The 16,500-nt window shown below is 61.5% G+C and carries 14 protein-coding genes; 10 read left to right on the forward strand and 4 right to left on the reverse strand.

The window, feature by feature from the left end; all coding sequences use genetic code 11:
* Positions 1-51: 51 nt before the first annotated feature.
* The 4 genes from EGN72_RS18910 to EGN72_RS18925 form a co-directional block, all read right to left on the reverse strand.
* Entirely contained in the window at positions 52-1,206 is a 1,155-nt protein-coding gene (locus EGN72_RS18910; RefSeq protein WP_127050456.1) for an ABC transporter substrate-binding protein, read from the reverse strand.
* A gap of 90 nt (positions 1,207-1,296) precedes the next feature.
* Complete coding sequence (locus tag EGN72_RS18915) at positions 1,297-1,845, reverse strand: 3-hydroxyanthranilate 3,4-dioxygenase (RefSeq protein WP_127050458.1); 549 nt, start codon at positions 1,843-1,845, stop codon at positions 1,297-1,299.
* Between the two features lie 21 nt (positions 1,846-1,866).
* On the reverse strand, positions 1,867-2,823 hold the full coding sequence (locus tag EGN72_RS18920) for a dihydrodipicolinate synthase family protein (protein ID WP_127050461.1): 957 nt from the start codon (positions 2,821-2,823) through the stop codon (positions 1,867-1,869).
* Entirely contained in the window at positions 2,820-5,003 is a 2,184-nt protein-coding gene (locus EGN72_RS18925) for a xanthine dehydrogenase family protein molybdopterin-binding subunit (RefSeq protein ID WP_127050463.1), read from the reverse strand. Before EGN72_RS18925 ends, EGN72_RS18920 begins: the two co-directional genes overlap by 4 nt.
* A gap of 90 nt (positions 5,004-5,093) precedes the next feature.
* Here EGN72_RS18925 and EGN72_RS18930 point away from each other — a divergent pair, with 90 nt between their 5' ends.
* The 10 genes from EGN72_RS18930 to EGN72_RS18975 all read left to right on the forward strand — a co-directional run bounded on the left by EGN72_RS18930 (position 5,094) and on the right by EGN72_RS18975 (position 16,429).
* Complete coding sequence (locus tag EGN72_RS18930) at positions 5,094-5,987, forward strand: LysR family transcriptional regulator (protein WP_199743783.1); 894 nt, start codon at positions 5,094-5,096, stop codon at positions 5,985-5,987.
* Positions 5,988-6,055: 68 nt separating this feature from the next.
* Positions 6,056-6,856, forward strand: coding sequence for a phytanoyl-CoA dioxygenase family protein (locus tag EGN72_RS18935; RefSeq protein WP_127050467.1), 801 nt, complete (start codon positions 6,056-6,058; stop codon positions 6,854-6,856).
* Between the two features lie 199 nt (positions 6,857-7,055).
* Positions 7,056-9,911, forward strand: a complete 2,856-nt coding sequence (locus EGN72_RS18940; protein WP_127050469.1) for a monovalent cation/H+ antiporter subunit A — start codon at positions 7,056-7,058, stop codon at positions 9,909-9,911.
* 1 nt (position 9,912) lies between these two features.
* Positions 9,913-10,278, forward strand: a complete 366-nt coding sequence (locus EGN72_RS18945; RefSeq protein ID WP_127050471.1) for a Na+/H+ antiporter subunit C — start codon at positions 9,913-9,915, stop codon at positions 10,276-10,278.
* Positions 10,275-11,789 (forward strand): monovalent cation/H+ antiporter subunit D, encoded by a 1,515-nt coding sequence (locus tag EGN72_RS18950; RefSeq protein WP_127050473.1) that lies wholly within the window; start codon positions 10,275-10,277, stop codon positions 11,787-11,789. The genes EGN72_RS18945 and EGN72_RS18950 overlap by 4 nt, the downstream gene beginning before the upstream one ends.
* Positions 11,790-11,793: 4 nt before the next feature.
* On the forward strand, positions 11,794-12,285 hold the full coding sequence (locus EGN72_RS18955; RefSeq protein WP_127050475.1) for a Na+/H+ antiporter subunit E: 492 nt from the start codon (positions 11,794-11,796) through the stop codon (positions 12,283-12,285).
* Complete coding sequence (locus tag EGN72_RS18960) at positions 12,282-12,551, forward strand: K+/H+ antiporter subunit F (RefSeq protein WP_127050477.1); 270 nt, start codon at positions 12,282-12,284, stop codon at positions 12,549-12,551. The genes EGN72_RS18955 and EGN72_RS18960 overlap by 4 nt, the downstream gene beginning before the upstream one ends.
* 11 nt (positions 12,552-12,562) lie before the next feature.
* Positions 12,563-12,982: a Na+/H+ antiporter subunit G gene (locus EGN72_RS18965; RefSeq protein WP_127050480.1), complete on the forward strand. Its 420-nt coding sequence runs from the start codon at positions 12,563-12,565 to the stop codon at positions 12,980-12,982.
* Positions 12,983-13,176: 194 nt separating this feature from the next.
* Positions 13,177-14,100 (forward strand): deoxyribose-phosphate aldolase, encoded by a 924-nt coding sequence (gene deoC, locus EGN72_RS18970; RefSeq protein ID WP_127050557.1) that lies wholly within the window; start codon positions 13,177-13,179, stop codon positions 14,098-14,100.
* Between the two features lie 4 nt (positions 14,101-14,104).
* Positions 14,105-16,429 carry an aldehyde dehydrogenase family protein gene (locus EGN72_RS18975; RefSeq protein WP_127050482.1) on the forward strand — a complete coding sequence of 775 codons (2,325 nt, stop codon included), beginning with the start codon at positions 14,105-14,107 and terminating at the stop codon, positions 16,427-16,429.
* Positions 16,430-16,500 lie beyond the last annotated feature (71 nt).

Raw genomic sequence — 16,500 nt, forward strand, 5'->3', positions numbered from 1 at the left:
TTTGTCGACAGCAAGAGGGCCGGGGAATCGCCCCCGGCCCAAGTCACTTGATTACATCTTGCACTGCGCGGCATAGCTGTCGCCGTGATCCGCAAGGATCACACGGTCGGTCACAGCCTTGGCCCCGCCTGCCCCGTCATCGACGATATTCAGCACATACCAGTCATGGATCGGGTGCTGGTTATTGCCGAATTTGAAATCGCCGCGCACGGAATCAAAATCGGCGGCTTTGACAGCCTCGCGGAAGGCTTCCATATCGTCCAGACCACCGGTCTTGGCCAAGGCGCTGCCGATCAGACGCGCGGTGTCATACCCTTGGCTGGCGTAATAGGTGATCGGGCGGGCATATTTCGCATCCCAGGCCGCGACGAATTCCTTATTCGCAGCATTGTCGAAATCGCGGTTCCAGTGCGCCGTGGCGGTAATGCCCACCGCAGCATCCTTGACCGCGCCCAGAACCACCGCATCGGTAGAGGGTTCAGACAGAACCATGGGAATCTGCCCCAGAAGCCCCGCTTGCTGATATTGCTTCAGAAAGGCAATCCCAAGACCGCCGGGGTGGAACTGGAACACAACCTCGGGTGCGGCATCGCGGATTTGCGCCATTTCGCTGGCGAAATCGGTTTGATCCAACTGGGTGTAAATCTCTGTCACCTCACCGCCGAACATGCGGGTGAAGCCTGCAATCGCGTCCTTACCGGCCTGATAGTTGGGGGCAAGGGCTACGGCCTTCTTATAGCCCAACTCCTTGGCGGCGGCACCCGCTGCTTCGTGCAGGGCGTCATTCTGCCAGCTTACGACGAAATAATTCGGGTCACATTCTTCGCCCGCAAAGGTGGACGGGCCTGCGTTGGGGCTGATGTAAATGCCGCCATTGTCCAGAATATCGGGCACCGTGGCCCCCGCGACGTTGGAAAAGATGATGCCGGTCAGCAGCTTGATGCCATCATTCTGCATGTATTTCTCGGCGATCTGGCGGCCGTTGGCGGGCTTCAACCCGTCATCTTCCACCACGAATTCCACCTCGACGCCGCCCAGCTTGCCGCCGCCCATTTCCAGCGCCAAAAGCATCCCATCGCGGGCATCCGCCCCCAGATAGCCCGCCGGACCGGACAGGGTGGTGATAACACCGATTTTCAGCGGCTCGGCAAAGGCCTGCGTTGCCATAAGCGCGGTAAGACTGGCAGCCGTTAGCAGTTTCTTCATGTCTCTCTCCATGTTGCGTGATGGGCCTTTGCGGCCTTTTGGTTACAACCAGCATGACGCGGGCCGTTTATTATTTCAAGTCTGAAATATTCAAAGTTTCACCCAGCCCTCCGGCGGCTCCTTGCCCGGATGCAGCGCGCCACAGGCAGGGCAAGTGCGCGCCTTTTCATCGGCATAAAAGGCTTTGTAGATCGGTGGCAGGTCATCGACGATGCTGGTCAGGGCCACCTCGGCGCGATGCACAAGGCTTTGACAGTCAAAGCAATACCACTCTATCGCGTCCTTGGACCCTGCGGCGCGCTTGGGTTCGATCACCAAACCGATAGAGCCCTCCTGCGGGCGCTGCGGCGAATGGCGGACATGCGGCGGCAACAGAAACACATCGCCTTCGCGGATCGGCACATCGTAGAATTCGCCGGTGCCGGTATCATGGATTTTCAGCAGCATATCGCCTTTGATCTGGTAAAAGAATTCCTCTACCGGGTCGTCATGATAATCGGTGCGCTTGTTCGGGCCACCCACCACCGTCACCATCATATCGGCATTTTCAAACACCATCTTGTTGCCGACGGGCGGCTTGAGCAGGTGCTTATGCTCGTCAATCCACTTCTGAAAATTGAACGCGGCTAGTCTGGTCATGGTTTCCCCTTTCTCAAGGCATCATGGAAGCAGCAGGCCGCATTCGTCAAATGCGGCGCGGGTGCGGGCTTTTTCGCGGTCGGTCAGGTCCAGCAAGGGCGCGCGGACATGGCCACCGACCTGCCCCAGCAATTCTTGCCAGTATTTCTGATGCGCATGTGGCTTTTCGGCAGGGCGGGTGCCCTTCCACGCGTCGCGCACTCGCTCCAGACTGGCGCTGATTTTTCGGGCCTTGTCAAAATCTCCGGCAAAGGCGGCTCGGGTATAATCATGCATGCGGCGGTCTTTGGCGGTTTGCAGCATGTAGGGCGGCGAGGAACAGAGGTAGAGCTGCCAGCCCATGTCGATGATATTATCAAGCCATTCCTCCTCGGACGCGGTGGAAACGATAATGCGGTCTTTCGCCATATCGTGAAGCTGTTGATACATCGGGCGCGGCACGGAATATTTGATCGCGACCACGGTTTCGATATCAGCCAGACGGTTGCACAGGCGGGGTGACATCAGATACCCGCTATCGGGATGGGACCACAGCGCCATGCCGATATCCACCTTTTCGGCGATGGTCTGGTAATAGCGCATCAGGGTTTCGTCCTGCGCTTTCTGGAAATGCAGAACCGGGGCATGAACGACGATGTAATCGGCCCCGCAGGCCTGTGCATGGCGGGCCAGATCTATCACCACATCAAGGTTCTGGTCGGAACAGGACATGATGGTTTGCGCACGCCCATCGGCGGCCGAAACCGCCAGATCGAAATTGCGTTTGCGCTCATCCAGTGACATGGCAAAACATTCGCCCTGCTTGCCCGCCACAAAGAACCCGGCAATGCCCAGATCCTCTATCCAGTGGTTCATATTGGCGCGAAAACCGCCTTCATCTATCGCGCCATCTGCCTTGAACGGCGTGAGGCAGGCGGCCCAGATGCCGCGCATATGGGCGAAAGCGTGGGATTTAGCGTCTTTGCGGTTGTATTTCATTGCAAACTTCCTGTCAGGGCACGCCACAGCTTTTCCGAAGTCAGGGGCAGCGTAAGATCGGGGGTGCCCTGTGGCAAGGCATCCATCACGGCGTTCAGAATGGCGGCGGGGATGCCGATGCAGCCTGCCTCGCCCACACCTTTGACGCCCAGCGGGTTGGCCGGGCTGGGGGTGGGTTGGCTGAACAGGTGAATCGGCGGCATGTCGGTGGCGCGGGGCAGCGCGTAATCCATCAGGCTGCCGGTTTGAAGCTGGCCATCGGCATAGACCATGCGTTCCATCGTGGCGGCACCGATGCCTTGGGCAGCCCCACCCAAAAGCTGGCCCTGCACCAGCACAGGGTTGATGACGATCCCCGCATCATCCACCCATGTCATCCGCTCTATCGTCAGCACGCCGGTTTCGGGATCAATCACCACTTCGGCCAGAATGGCACCAGAGGCCCAAGCCTCTGCCGCTGCCTCGTGCCGGATGTGAACCACCAGCGGGTCAGCGCCCAAATGCGCAGCCAGATCGGCCCAGCCCAGCGAATTACCGCCCCCGCAGACCCCTTCGGCGCTTGTCACCACATCGGCGGGGGCGCAGCCCAACAGCGGCGCGCACAACGTGGCGGCGCGGTCCAGCAGGCCCGATGCGGCACGCCACATCGCCGCCCCGCCAATCGCAGTAGAACGGCTGGCAAGCGCGCCAATGCCTTCGGGGGCAAGCGCGGTGTCACCGTGGCTGACGGTGATTTGCTGCGGATGCAGGTTCAGCGCCTGCGCCACGATCTGCGCCATCGCGGTTTCACGCCCTTGGCCCTGCGCCGATGATCCGGTGATCGCCAGAAAACGGCCATCCTCGCACAGGCGCAGGCTGGCGGTTTCCAAGCCTTGGCCGCAAGGCTCCACATAAAGCGCAAGGCCAAGGCCGCAAACCACGCCCTGCGCCCGGCGCTGGCTTTGCGCGGCCCGCAAGGCACGATAGCCGGTTTCCTGTTCCAACCGGTCAAGCAGGCCCGGAAAATCGCCCGAACAGGGGGTATCTGGCTGCGCGGCAAGCCGGGTGGTCACATTTCGTCGCCGCATATCCATCGGGTCGATGCCCAGCCTTTGCGCGGCGCGGTCCATCAGCCGTTCAAGGATCATGGCCGCCTCGGGCCGCCCCGCCCCGCGATAGATGTTGACGGCAGCGCCTTCGGTGGTTTCCGCCGCGGCTGTCACATCGCAGGGAATGGTATAGGGCCCCGGCAAGATGCGCCCCGCGTTGCGCACCGGAGCCAGCGCGGAATAGGGCATCCAATGGCCCAAGGGAAAGGTAAATTCCGCCCGCAAGCCCGTCGCGCGGCCAGTTGCATCCACCGCCATTTCGGCATGGCTGCTTGCCCCCCGCCCTTGGGTCGCGGCCAGAAACTCATCCGACCGGGTGGCCGCCCATTTCACCGGGCGTTGCAGGGTCAGCGCGGCAAAGGCGGTCAGGTAATCTTCGGGCATGAGCGAGGCTTTGCCGCCAAAGGCCCCGCCGACATCGGGTGCGATCACCCGCAACTGGTCGCGGTCCAGCCCCAGCATGGCACAAAGGTCATCGCGCCCACGCTGCGGGGTCTGGGTCGAAAGCCAGACTGTCAGCCCCGTCCCTTCGGGCATGGCAAAGACGGCGCGAGGCTCCATCGCGAATGGGGCGACCAACGCATGGGCGATGCTGGCGCGCACCGGGTTGTCAAAGGCGGGCAAGGTTTGGCCCCAATGCGCCTGCGTGCGGGCGCGGGTTGGGGCGGGCTCTCCCTCCACCTCCAGCCAGATCGCCTCGGCGGCATCGCGGGCGCGGTCACGGCTGGTGGCGATGATCGCGGCAACCGCTTGGCCTGCCGCGCGCACATGGGTTCGGGCCAGCGGCTCCATCGCGGCCAGTTCGGCCCCGGGCAGCAGCGCATTCACCGCACTATCGGCCTGCGGGGTGATGTCCGCTGCGGTATAGATGGCAATAACGCCGTCCATGCCCGATGCCTCAGTGACATCCAGCGCGGTGATGCGACCCGCAGGATAAGGGCTGCGCAGCACCTCCAGAAACACGCAATCCGGGGCTTGCAGATCATCGACAAAAACGCCCTGCCCGCGCAGCAGGCGGTCATCCTCGCGCCGGGGCATGGCGCGGCCCATCCAGCTGCTGTTTTGCAATGCGTTGCGCACCGAACCATCCATCAAACCCGTCTCCCCCGGCCTTCATAAGAACAGCAGATGACATATTCGGCAATTCGGCTATATCTTATTATTTCATAAACCACAGGTATAATGATGCGCCCCAATCTGCGCCAGATCGAAGCCTTCCTTGCCGTGGCTGAGGCGGGCAATTTCTCCCGTGCGGCGGCCCAGATCGGGATGACACAACCCGGCATCAGCCAAACCATCCGCGAGTTGGAGGGTCTGCTGAACCTGCGGCTGTTTGACCGGACGACCCGGCGCGTGATGCTGACCGCAGCGGGTGAGGCCTTTCGCCTTGGCGCGGGCAAAAGCATGGAGGTGCTGGATATCGCCGTCGCAGAGGCCAAGGACCAAAGCACCCTGCGCAAAGGCTTTTTGCGCTTGGCGGCCCCGCCTTTTCTGGCCGCAACGGTTCTGCCGCGCGCCTTGGCCGAATTTCAAAACCAACACCCCGATTTGACGCTGGAGATGACAGACACGACCACCGCGCAGATCATGGAACGGGTTGCGAATGGGCAGGCCGATCTGGGGCTTGGCACCTTTCCGCCCGGCAAGCAGGGATTGGGCAGCCGCGTTGTGCTGCGCGATGAAATGATGTGCTTTGCCAAGACCGGCAGCGTCATGCCCGAACCGCTTGGCCTTGCCGCCCTGCACAGCGCCCCGTTGATTGTGATGTCGGCGTCATCCGCCTTGCGTTTGCCGGTGGCGCTGGGGTTTGAAAGCGCGGGCCTGCATCTTGCCCCCGCCTTTGAAGTGGAACAGATCGCCACGGCTTTGGCACTGGTAGAGGCAGGCTTGGGCCTTGCCATTCTGCCCGGCTATGCCCGCGCGTGGCAAGGGCGCGGGGTGGTCGCGCATCCGATCGCGGGGCCTCTGATGCGGCGCGAGGTGCAACTGATCTTTGCCGCCGACAGATCACTTTCCCCGGCAGCCACGGCCTTTGCCACCCACCTTACCCAAAGCCTGCGCAAACTTGCGCCGTGATCGCAACAGACCGGATTGAAACTTTGCCGCCGCACGGGCAGTCTGCGGTCAACCTGAAAGGATGCGCCATGGTCCACCCGCTTTTGACCCAAGACGACATTGAGACCTATCAGCGCGACGGCGTTGTGATGATCAAAGGGCTGTTTGCCGATCACGTCGACACGCTGCGGCGCGGGGTGGAGCGGAACATGGCAAACCCCGGCGAATATGCCGCCGAGAACCTGAAACCCGGCGAGGGGGGCCGCTTTTTCGACGATTACTGCAATTGGCAGCGCATCCCCGAGTTTGAGGAAGTGATCCGCAATTCTGCCGCCGCCGCCGTTGCCGCCGACCTGATGGGATCGACGCGCGTGCAGGTGTTCCACGATCATGTTCTGGTCAAGGAACCCGGCACTTCCAAGCCAACGCCGTGGCATCAGGACGGGCCGTATTACTTTGTCGACGGCATCCAGAACATCAGCTTCTGGTCGCCGCTGGACCCGGTGACAGAGGCATCCTTGCGCTGTGTCGCAGGATCGCATCGCTGGGAAAAGCAGGTGTTGCCAACGCGCTGGCTGTCGGAAACCAATTTCTACCCCAATCCCGAAGATTACATGCCCGTGCCGGACCCGGATGCCGAAGGCATGGATATCCGCGAATGGGCGATGGAGCCGGGCGATGCGGTGGCTTTCAACTATGGCACCCTGCACGGGGCGCGCGGCAATACAACGGACCGACGCCGCCGCGCCTTTTCCTTGCGCTTGCTGGGCGATGACGCGCGCTATGTTGAACGGCCGGGCCGCACCTCGCCACCGTTTCCGGGGCATGACATGCAACCGGGCCAGCCCCTGCGCGACGACTGGTTCCCGGTGATCTATCGGCGAAGATAGGATGTGCGCGGGCGCAGGCCATGCCAAGCGGCCACTGCGCGCGGCCTGCGGCACAAAAACCTGTAGGATTTGGTCGGAAATATCCGCGTTTACCTTGACAGAACGCAGCCAGTCCCACAGTTAAACACTTAGGGTGGCCCCAGCGATTGAGGCCACCTTTTACATAAATGACGACCCGAGCAAAGAACGGAACAGACGAATGTCCCTTGCCCTGATCGCCGCCCTGCCCTTTCTCGGCGCGCTGCTCCCCGGCCTTTTGATCCGCGCGGGGCGCAATGCCTGCGCCACAGTCACCGGCGCGGTTACAGCCCTTGCCCTGCTGGGCATACTGCTGCACGCCCCCGCCGTGATGCGCGGAGAGGTGATTACCGCCCAGATCGAATGGTTGCCCGCGCTGGGGCTGAACGCCAATTTCTTTCTGGACGGGTTGGGGATGCTGTTTGCGGGGCTGATCCTTGGCATCGGCTTGCTGATCATCCTTTACGCCCGGTTCTATCTGTCGACCAAAGACCCTATGGGGCAGTTTTACACCTATCTGCTGCTGTTCCAAGGCGCGATGGTGGGCATTGTTCTATCCGATAACATCCTGCTTTTGCTGGTATTCTGGGAATTGACGAGCCTTAGCTCTTTCCTGTTGATCGGGTATTGGAAACACCTGCCCGAAGGCCGCCAAGGCGCGCGGATGGCGCTGACGGTGACGGGTGCGGGTGGTTTGGCCATGATCGGGGGGATGTTGATCCTTGGCAATATCGTGGGGTCTTATGACCTGACGGTGATCTTGCAGAACAAAGACCTGATCCAAGCCTCTGACTGGTATTTTCCCGCGCTGATCCTGATCTTGTTGGGCGCGTTCACCAAATCGGCGCAGTTCCCGTTCCATTTCTGGTTGCCGCATGCAATGGCGGCGCCCACACCGGTTTCGGCCTATCTTCATTCGGCGACTATGGTGAAGGCGGGTTTGTTCCTGATGGCGCGGATGTGGCCGGTGCTGGCGGGCACGCCGGAATGGTTTTACATCGTCGCCACCACGGGCCTGATCACCATGGTCATGGCCGCCAAGATCGCGCTGTTCAAGGATGACCTGAAGGCGCTGCTGGCCTTTTCCACCGTTTCGCATCTTGGCCTGATCACCATGCTGTTGGGCTTTGGCACCGCCGAGGCGGCCACGGTGGCGGTGTTCCACATCATCAACCACGCCACCTTCAAGGCTGCCCTGTTCATGAGCGCGGGCATCGTGGACCATGAAACCCACACCCGCGATATCAAACGCTTGGGCGGCTTACGGCATTTGATGCCGATTACCTTTACCATCGTCTGTGTCGCCGCGCTGTCGATGGCGGGGATACCGCCGCTCAATGGCTTCCTGTCCAAGGAATTGATGCTGGAAGAAACCGTTCACACGGTATGGCTGGGCAATCATTGGGTGATGCCGGTGCTGGCGACGATCGGGGCGATGTTCTCGGTCGCTTATTCCTTCCGGTTGATCGCGCATACCTTCCTTGGCCCGGTGCGCGATGATTACCCGTCCAAGCCGCATGATCCGGGCTTTGGCATGTGGGCGGCCCCCGCGCTGCTGGCGGCGATGGTGATCGCGATTGGCGTGATGCCGATGACAACGGTGGGCGAGCTGGTGCGCACGACCGCCAGCGCCGTGATCGGTGGCGAGGCCGAAGTCTACATCAGCCATTGGCACGGGTTTGTTCCGGCGCTGTGGATGTCGATCATCGCGGTGGGTGCGGGGCTGGTATTGCTGGGCGCGCATAAACCGCTGGAGGCTATGTGGCTTTCCACCCCCCGCCCCGAGGCAAAAGCCATTTTTGATGCCATCATGGAACCGTTTGCCAATGCCGCCCGCGCCGTCACCGACCGGCTGCATGACGGTGCCTTGGCGCGCTATTTGGCGGTGGCCACGCTGACCATTCTGGCCGCTGGCTATTTCGCGTATGAAACCGGCACCCACACCCCCGGCACCCGCGCATTGACCCCGATAGAGCCGGTGCCCGCGATTGGCTGGCTGTTGCTGATGGGTGCGACCGGATCGCTGTTCACCTATCACCGCAATCGCCTGTTGGCGCTGGTGCTGGTGGGTGTGATCGGGCTGATGGTTTCGGTTGGCTTTGTCTATCTGTCCGCACCGGACCTTGCGCTGACCCAGATCAGCGTTGAGGTGGCAACCGTGATGCTGCTGCTGCTGGCGCTGAACTTCCTGCCCAAGGACAGCCCGGTGGAAAGCACTGCCGGGCGGCGTGGGCGTGACGGGTTTATCGCGGCGGCGGCGGGGCTTGGCATCGGCGCGCTGATCTATGCGCTGATGACCCGCGACTTCGCCTTCCCGACCATTGCGGAATACCACCTCGCCAATTCCAAACCGGGCGGCGGTGGCACAAACGTGGTCAACGTGATCCTCGTGGACTTCCGCGGTTATGATACCTTTGGCGAGATTACCGTGCTGGGCATCGCCGGCCTTGTGATCTATGCGCTGGTCGAGGCGCTGCTGCGCGGTGGTCCGGCGAATGACCGCTTGCTGGCTTGGGTGCCCGACCAGAAGCGCGCGGGCGACCGCCACCCTTTGATGCTGGTGGTGGCGACCCGGATGATCCTGCCGATTGCCTTGATGGTGGGCGTCTACATCTTCCTGCGCGGCCATAATGAGCCGGGCGGCGGCTTTATCGCCGGGCTTGTCGTGGCGATTGCGACGATCATGCAATACATGGCCTCGGGCTTTGGCTGGGCGGCGGCACGGCAGCGCATTGATTACCACGCCCTGATCGGCTGGGGCGTCACGATTGCGGGCCTTTGCGGCGTTGGGTCATGGTTTGCGGCGCGTCCGTTCATGACCACGAATTACGGCTATTTCAAACTGCCCTTCCTAGAAAAGTTTGAACTGGCCACCGCCGCGATCTTCGACCTTGGCGTCTTTTTGACCGTGGTGGGGGCTGTGATGCTGGCGCTGGCCTCGATCAGCCGCATCGCGATCCGCGCGGGTGAAACCGTCAACGTCGAACCGTTCGACATTCAACCCGATGAAGAAGCCGCAACAGAGGGGGCACGCTGATATGGAACTTCTTGTCGCCTCTGCCGTTGGTATGATGACCGCTTGCGGGGTTTACCTGATCCTGCGCAAGCGCAGCTTTCCGGTGATCGTCGGGCTGGCCATGCTGTCCTATGCGGTCAACGTGTTCATCTTTGCTTCGGGCCGGGTGGCGATTGGGCTGCCGCCGATCATCACCGATGGCGCGGCCTATACCGACCCGCTGACCCAAGCGCTGGTGCTGACCGCGATTGTGATCAGCTTTGGCATGACCGCGCTGATCGTGATGATGGCGCTGGGGGCGTTTCTGGAAACCGGGGACGACCATATCGGAATGGAAGAGCGTGAGGCCCCGCCATTGCCTGCCAAGCCGCAGGAGGGCGCAGAATGAACCATTGGATCATCGCCCCGGTCATTCTGCCCGCGCTGCTGGCACCGTTCATCGTGCTGGTCATGCGGCATGACCTGTCGCTGCAACGAATCTTTTCCACCACCGGCACGGCTGTTCTGGCCGCGATTTCGCTGGTGCTGCTCTATACCGCTGCGACCAACCCGCCCGAGGTGTATTTCCTTGGCAACTGGCCTGCGCCCTTTGGCATCGTGCTGGTGTTGGACCGACTGTCCGCGATGATGATCGCGCTGACCGCCGTGCTGGCGCTGCTGGTGCAGCTTTATGCCATTGGCACCGGATGGGATGCACGCGGCAACCATTTCCATGCGCTGTTCCAGTTTCAGCTTATGGGCCTGTGCGGCGCGTTTCTGACCGGCGACGCCTTCAACCTGTTCGTGTTCTTTGAGGTGTTGCTGATCGCAAGTTATGGCCTGATGATCCACGGTGGCGGCGCGAACCGGCTGAAGGCGGGCGTGCAATATGTGGCCTATAACCTTGTCGGGTCGACCCTGTTCCTGTTTGCGCTGGCGACGATTTATTCGGTGACAGGCACGCTGAACATGGCCGATCTGGCGGTGAAAGTGGCCGAGTTGCCTGCGGGCGATGCGGCCTTGCTGCGCGTTGGCGCGGTGCTGCTGCTGCTGGTCTTTGCGGTCAAGGGCGCGCTGGTGCCGCTGCAATTCTGGTTGCCCGCCACCTACAGCTTTGCCCCCGGTGTGGTGGCCGCCTTGTTTGCGGTGATGACCAAAGTCGGGGCCTATGCGGTAATCCGGGTGTTCACGCTGATCTTTCCGCCGGAAACGGCAGCAACCGGGACGCTGTTCGCGGATTTGTTGATGCCCGCCGCTGTGGTAACGCTGGCATTGGGCGCGATTGGGGTGATGGGGGCCACGGGCATGGCGCGGCTGGTGGCCTTTGCCGCCATCGGGTCGATGGGCACGCTGTTCATTGCGGTGTCGCAATTCACCCCGCAGGCCATGACGGCGGCGTTTTACTACATGCTCCATTCCACTCTGGCGACCGCGATCCTGTTTCTGGTGGTGGATCTGGTGCAGGACCGCCGCCGCGATGACACCTTGCGCACACCGCTGCCGCCCATAGCCCAACACGGGCTGCTGGCCGCGCTGTTCTTTGGCGGCGCGATTGCCATGGCCGGGATGCCGCCCTTGTCAGGCTTTCTGGGCAAGATGCTGGTGCTGGATGCCACGCGCGGCGCGGATATGACGCTGATCTGGACGGCGATCCTTGTGACATCGCTGATCACCGTTGTCGGCTTTTCCCGCGCAGGCTCTGCCGTGTTCTGGAAGGCCTATGCCATCACCACCACCCAAGCCCACCCGGAACCAAAGCGCGAACCCTTGGCCTTTGGCATGGTCCTTGCGCTGATGGCCGCCCTTGTGGCGCTGACCGTGATGGCCGGGCCTGTGACGGCTTGGCTGGATGACACCAGCGCCGAGTTGTTTGACCGCACGGCCTATATCAACGCCGTCCTTCCCACGGCAAAGGAGTAAGCCAATGCTGCGCAAGCTCTTTCCACACCCCTATCTGACGCTGCTGCTGATCATCACCTGGATGCTGCTGGTCAATCATCTTAAGCTGGGGTCGCTGGTTTTTGCCGTGATCCTTGGGACCATCATCCCGATCATCACCGCCCCCTATTGGCCGGACCGCCCGCTGCTGCGCAACCCTGTGGCGATCATCGGCTATATTCTGATCGTGCTGTATGACATCGTGAAGTCCAACTTCATTGTCGCCGGGATCGTGCTGTTCAAGCCCAAGACCAAGCTGCAATCGGCATGGATCACCGTGCCGCTGGACCTGCGCACGCCCGAGGCGATCACCGTTCTGGCCGGCACCATCACCATGACCCCCGGCACCGTAACCGCCGATATGTCGGGCGATGGCAAGGCGTTGCTGATCCATTGCCTGCATGCCCCCGACCCGGATTCCGTGCGCGATGAAATCAAATCCCGCTATGAGGCCCGTTTGATGAGGATTTTCGAATGATCCATTATGCCCTGATCTTTGCCTTCAGTTGCTTTGGCCTTGGCCTGCTGTTCAACCTTTACCGCATCTTTGTGGCCCCCGGCGTGGTGGACCGCGTGCTTGCGCTTGATACGATGGTCATCAACATCATCGCCTTGCTGGTGCTTTACGGTATCTCATCCCATTCCGGCGTGTATTTTGAGGCGGCGCTGCTGTTTGCCATGACGGGCTTTGTCTCCACCGTGGCCTATTGCAAGTTCATCCTGCGCGGCGACATCATCGAATAAGGGGCGGAACCATGGAACAGATTGCAGAAATCGTCATTTCGCTTTTGCTGGTGGCTGCCGGGATATTTGGGCTGGTGGGCAGCTATGGCCTGCTGAAATTGCCCGACACCATGAGCCGCCTGCACGCGCCGACCAAGGCCACGACCTTGGGCGTGGGGGGCGTGCTGATCGCCTCGATGCTGTATTTCTGGATTTTCCGCGATACGCTTAGCTGGCATGAACTGCTGATCACCATGTTCCTGCTGCTGACAGCGCCGATCACCGCGAATTTCATCGCCAAGGCGCATTTGCACCGCTTTGGCAATGCAGATGACCTGCCCGACACCCAGACCGACCACATCTGGGCCACGTTTGAGGATGAGGCCGAGGAATTGCAGCCCGTGATGACGCGCACCACACCCAAGCCCGCACCCCCGAAAGCCGATCACTAAATCTGACCGCATGGTCAATTTTCTGACGGAATGACGAAGCGGCACTCTTGCCAGCGGACAAGGCAAGTGCGACCCTCTGGCAATCATTTGACGCGGAGAGTCTCTTGCACAGCGAACGCACTGCCACCCCTACAACAGCGCAGACCGGGGCCGCCAATACCCTGCCGCAACTGACCCATGCCCGGAACGAAGGCATGCCGCTTGATCTGGATTGGGTCGCAAGCGTGCAGGCCAATACATCCGCGATTGAACGCCGCGCCGCGACCTTGCCGGGGCGGCGCACGGTGAAAAAGGATTATCAGGCGGCATGGCTGTGCAAGGCGATTTCCTGCATCGACCTGACCACCCTGTCGGGGGATGACACAGCGGGGCGGGTGCAACGGCTTTGCGCCAAGGCACGGCACCCCGTGCGCGCCGATCTTCTGGCCGCGCTGGGGATGGAAGGGCTGACCGTGGGCGCGGTTTGCGTTTATCACGACATGGTGGAAACGGCTGTGCGCGCGCTGGAAGGGTCCAATATCCCGGTGGCGGCAGTATCGACCGGCTTTCCGGCCGGTCTGTCGCCGCTGCATCTGCGGCTGGCCGAGATTGGCGAAAGCGTCGCTGCGGGCGCGCGGGAAATCGACATTGTGATTTCGCGCCGCCATGTGCTGACGCAGAACTGGCAGGCGCTCTATGATGAAATGCGCGCCATGCGCGAGGCCTGCGGCGAGGCCCATGTGAAGGCCATTCTGGCAACGGGAGAGCTTGGCACCCTGCGCAATGTCGCCCGCGCCAGTTTGATCTGCATGATGGCCGGGGCGGATTTCATCAAAACCTCTACCGGGAAGGAACCGGTGAACGCGACGCTGCCGGTGACGCTGACGATGATCCGCGCGATCCGCGACTATCAGGATCGCACCGGCATCAAAGTGGGTTACAAACCTGCGGGCGGGATATCCAAGGCCAAGGACGCGCTGGTTTATCTGGCGATGATGCGGGATGAACTGGGCCTGCCCTGGGTGCAACCCGATCTGTTCCGCTTTGGGGCCTCCAGCCTGCTGGGCGATATTGAGCGCCAGTTGGAACATCACGTCACCGGCGCCTATTCCGCCGCCAACCGCCATGCAATCGGGTGATGCCATGACCGTTAAACAGATTTTCAACGAAATGTCCTATGGCCCCGCCCCGGAATCCGCTGCCGAGGCAATGGACTGGATCACCACGCACGCGCCTTTCGGGCATTGGATCAACGGGCAATTCACTGCGCCCGGTGATGTGTTCGACAGCAAGAACCCCGCCAATGGCAAGGTTCTGGCACAGGTAACACAAGGCAGCGCCGCAGATGTGGACAGCGCCGTAAAGGCCGCCCGCCGCGCCCAGCCGAAATGGGCCAAGCTGCCCGGCCACAAGCGCGCGCAATATCTGTATGCGCTGGCGCGACTGGTGCAAAAGCACAGCCGTTTGCTGGCCGTGACGGAAACCTTGGACAATGGCAAACCGATCCGCGAGGCGCGCGATATCGACATCCCGCTGGTCGCGCGGCATTTCTATTATCACGCAGGCTTGGCGCAATTGCTGGCATCTGAACAGCCAGATATGCAACCCTTGGGTGTCTGCGGTGCTGTTATCCCGTGGAATTTTCCACTGCTGATGCTGGCGTGGAAGGTGGCCCCTGCTTTGGCCGCAGGCAATACCGTGGTTCTGAAACCCGCCGAATACACCCCGCTGACAGCGCTTTTATTCGCCCATATCAGCCGCGAGGCGGGCCTGCCCCGCGGTGTTTTGAACGTGGTGACGGGCGACGGGGCCACCGGGGCGGCGCTGGTCGATCACCCCGATGTCAACAAGATTGCCTTTACCGGCAGCACAGAGGTGGGACGCAAAATCCGGCAGGCCACCGCAGGCAGCGGCAAGGCGCTGACTTTGGAACTCGGCGGCAAATCCCCCTATATCGTCTTTGACGATGCCGATCTGGATTCGGCGGTTGAGGGGCTGGTCGATGCGATCTGGTTCAATGGCGGGCAGGTCTGTTGCGCAGGGTCGCGTTTGTTGGTGCAGGAAGGCGTGGCCGACCGTTTCCACGCCAAACTGCGCGCCCGCATGGACGGGCTGCGCATTGGCGACCCGATGGATAAATGCATCGACGTTGGCGCGATCGTGGACCCCGTGCAACGGGCACAGATTGCTGCGATGGTGGAGGCCAGCGATGGTGACAAATATCAGGTGCCTTGCCCCGATGGCTGTTTTTATCCGCCCACGCTGATCACCGGCTTGGGCAGCGCCAGCCCCTTGATGCAAGAAGAAATCTTTGGCCCTGTGCTGGTATCCATGACCTTCCGCACCCCGGTTGAGGCGGTGGAACTGGCAAACAACTCCCGCTATGGGTTGGCGGCGAGCGTCTGGACCGAGAATGTCAACCTTGCGCTGGATTTGGCGCCGAAGGTGAAGGCGGGGGTGGTCTGGATCAACGGCTCCAACATGTTCGATGCTGCTGCGGGCTTTGGCGGGCTGCGCGAAAGCGGTTTTGGCCGCGAAGGTGGCTGGGAAGGGTTGCTCGCCTATCTGCGGCCGAAAGGGGATGCTAAGCCGTTGAAACCTGTGGCGCGGGCGGCAGAACCCGCCAATGCCGAGGTAAGCGAGTTTGACCGCACCGCCAAGCTGCATATCGGCGGCAAGCAGGCGCGGACGGATGGTGGGTATTCGCAGGCGGTCTGGTCGCCACGCGGCAAGCTTTTGGGGCATGTCGGCCTTGGCAATCGCAAGGATATCCGCAACGCGGTGGAGGCCGCCCAATCCGCGAAGGTTTGGGGCAAAACCACCGCGCATCTGCGCGCGCAGATCCTGTATTACATCGCCGAGAACCTGTCGGCCCGCGCGGAGGAATTTGCCGGGCGGCTAAAGGACATGACCGGCAAACCCGGCGCGGCAGAGGTAGAGGCCAGCATCGCCCGCCTGTTCACCTATGCCGCTTGGGCCGATAAATTTGATGGCGCGGTGAAATCGGTGCCCATCCGTGGCGTGGCGCTGGCGATGAATGAGCCTTGCGGCGTGATCGGCGCGATTTGCCCCGATGAAGCGCCTTTGTTGGGGTTGATCAGCCTGATGGCCCCGGCGATTGCGATGGGCAATACTTGTGTGCTGGTCCCATCGCAGGCCTACCCGCTGGCTGCGACCGATCTTTATCAGGTGTTGGACACGTCTGATTTGCCGGGCGGTGTGGTCAACATCGTCACCGGCGCGCATGGCGATTTGGCCAAGCCTTTGGCCAGCCATATGGATGTGGATGCGGTTTGGTGTTTTGGCGCGGCGAATCTATCTGCTGTGGTCGAGCGTGAGGCGGCCGGGAATTTGAAGCGGACATGGGTGAACCATGGTCGTGTTACCGACTGGGATCATGCAGAGGGACGCGCATTTCTGCGCGCCGCGACCGAGGTAAAAACCATTTGGGTGCCATACGGCGAGTAATGTTCGGCCGCTGGGGGAGGGGCTGTCTGCCCCTCCCCCAGACCCCCACCCCGAGGATATTTTTGAATAGA

This window comes from Pseudorhodobacter sp. E13, from assembly GCF_003991405.1.
Taxonomy (GTDB): domain Bacteria; phylum Pseudomonadota; class Alphaproteobacteria; order Rhodobacterales; family Rhodobacteraceae; genus Pseudorhodobacter.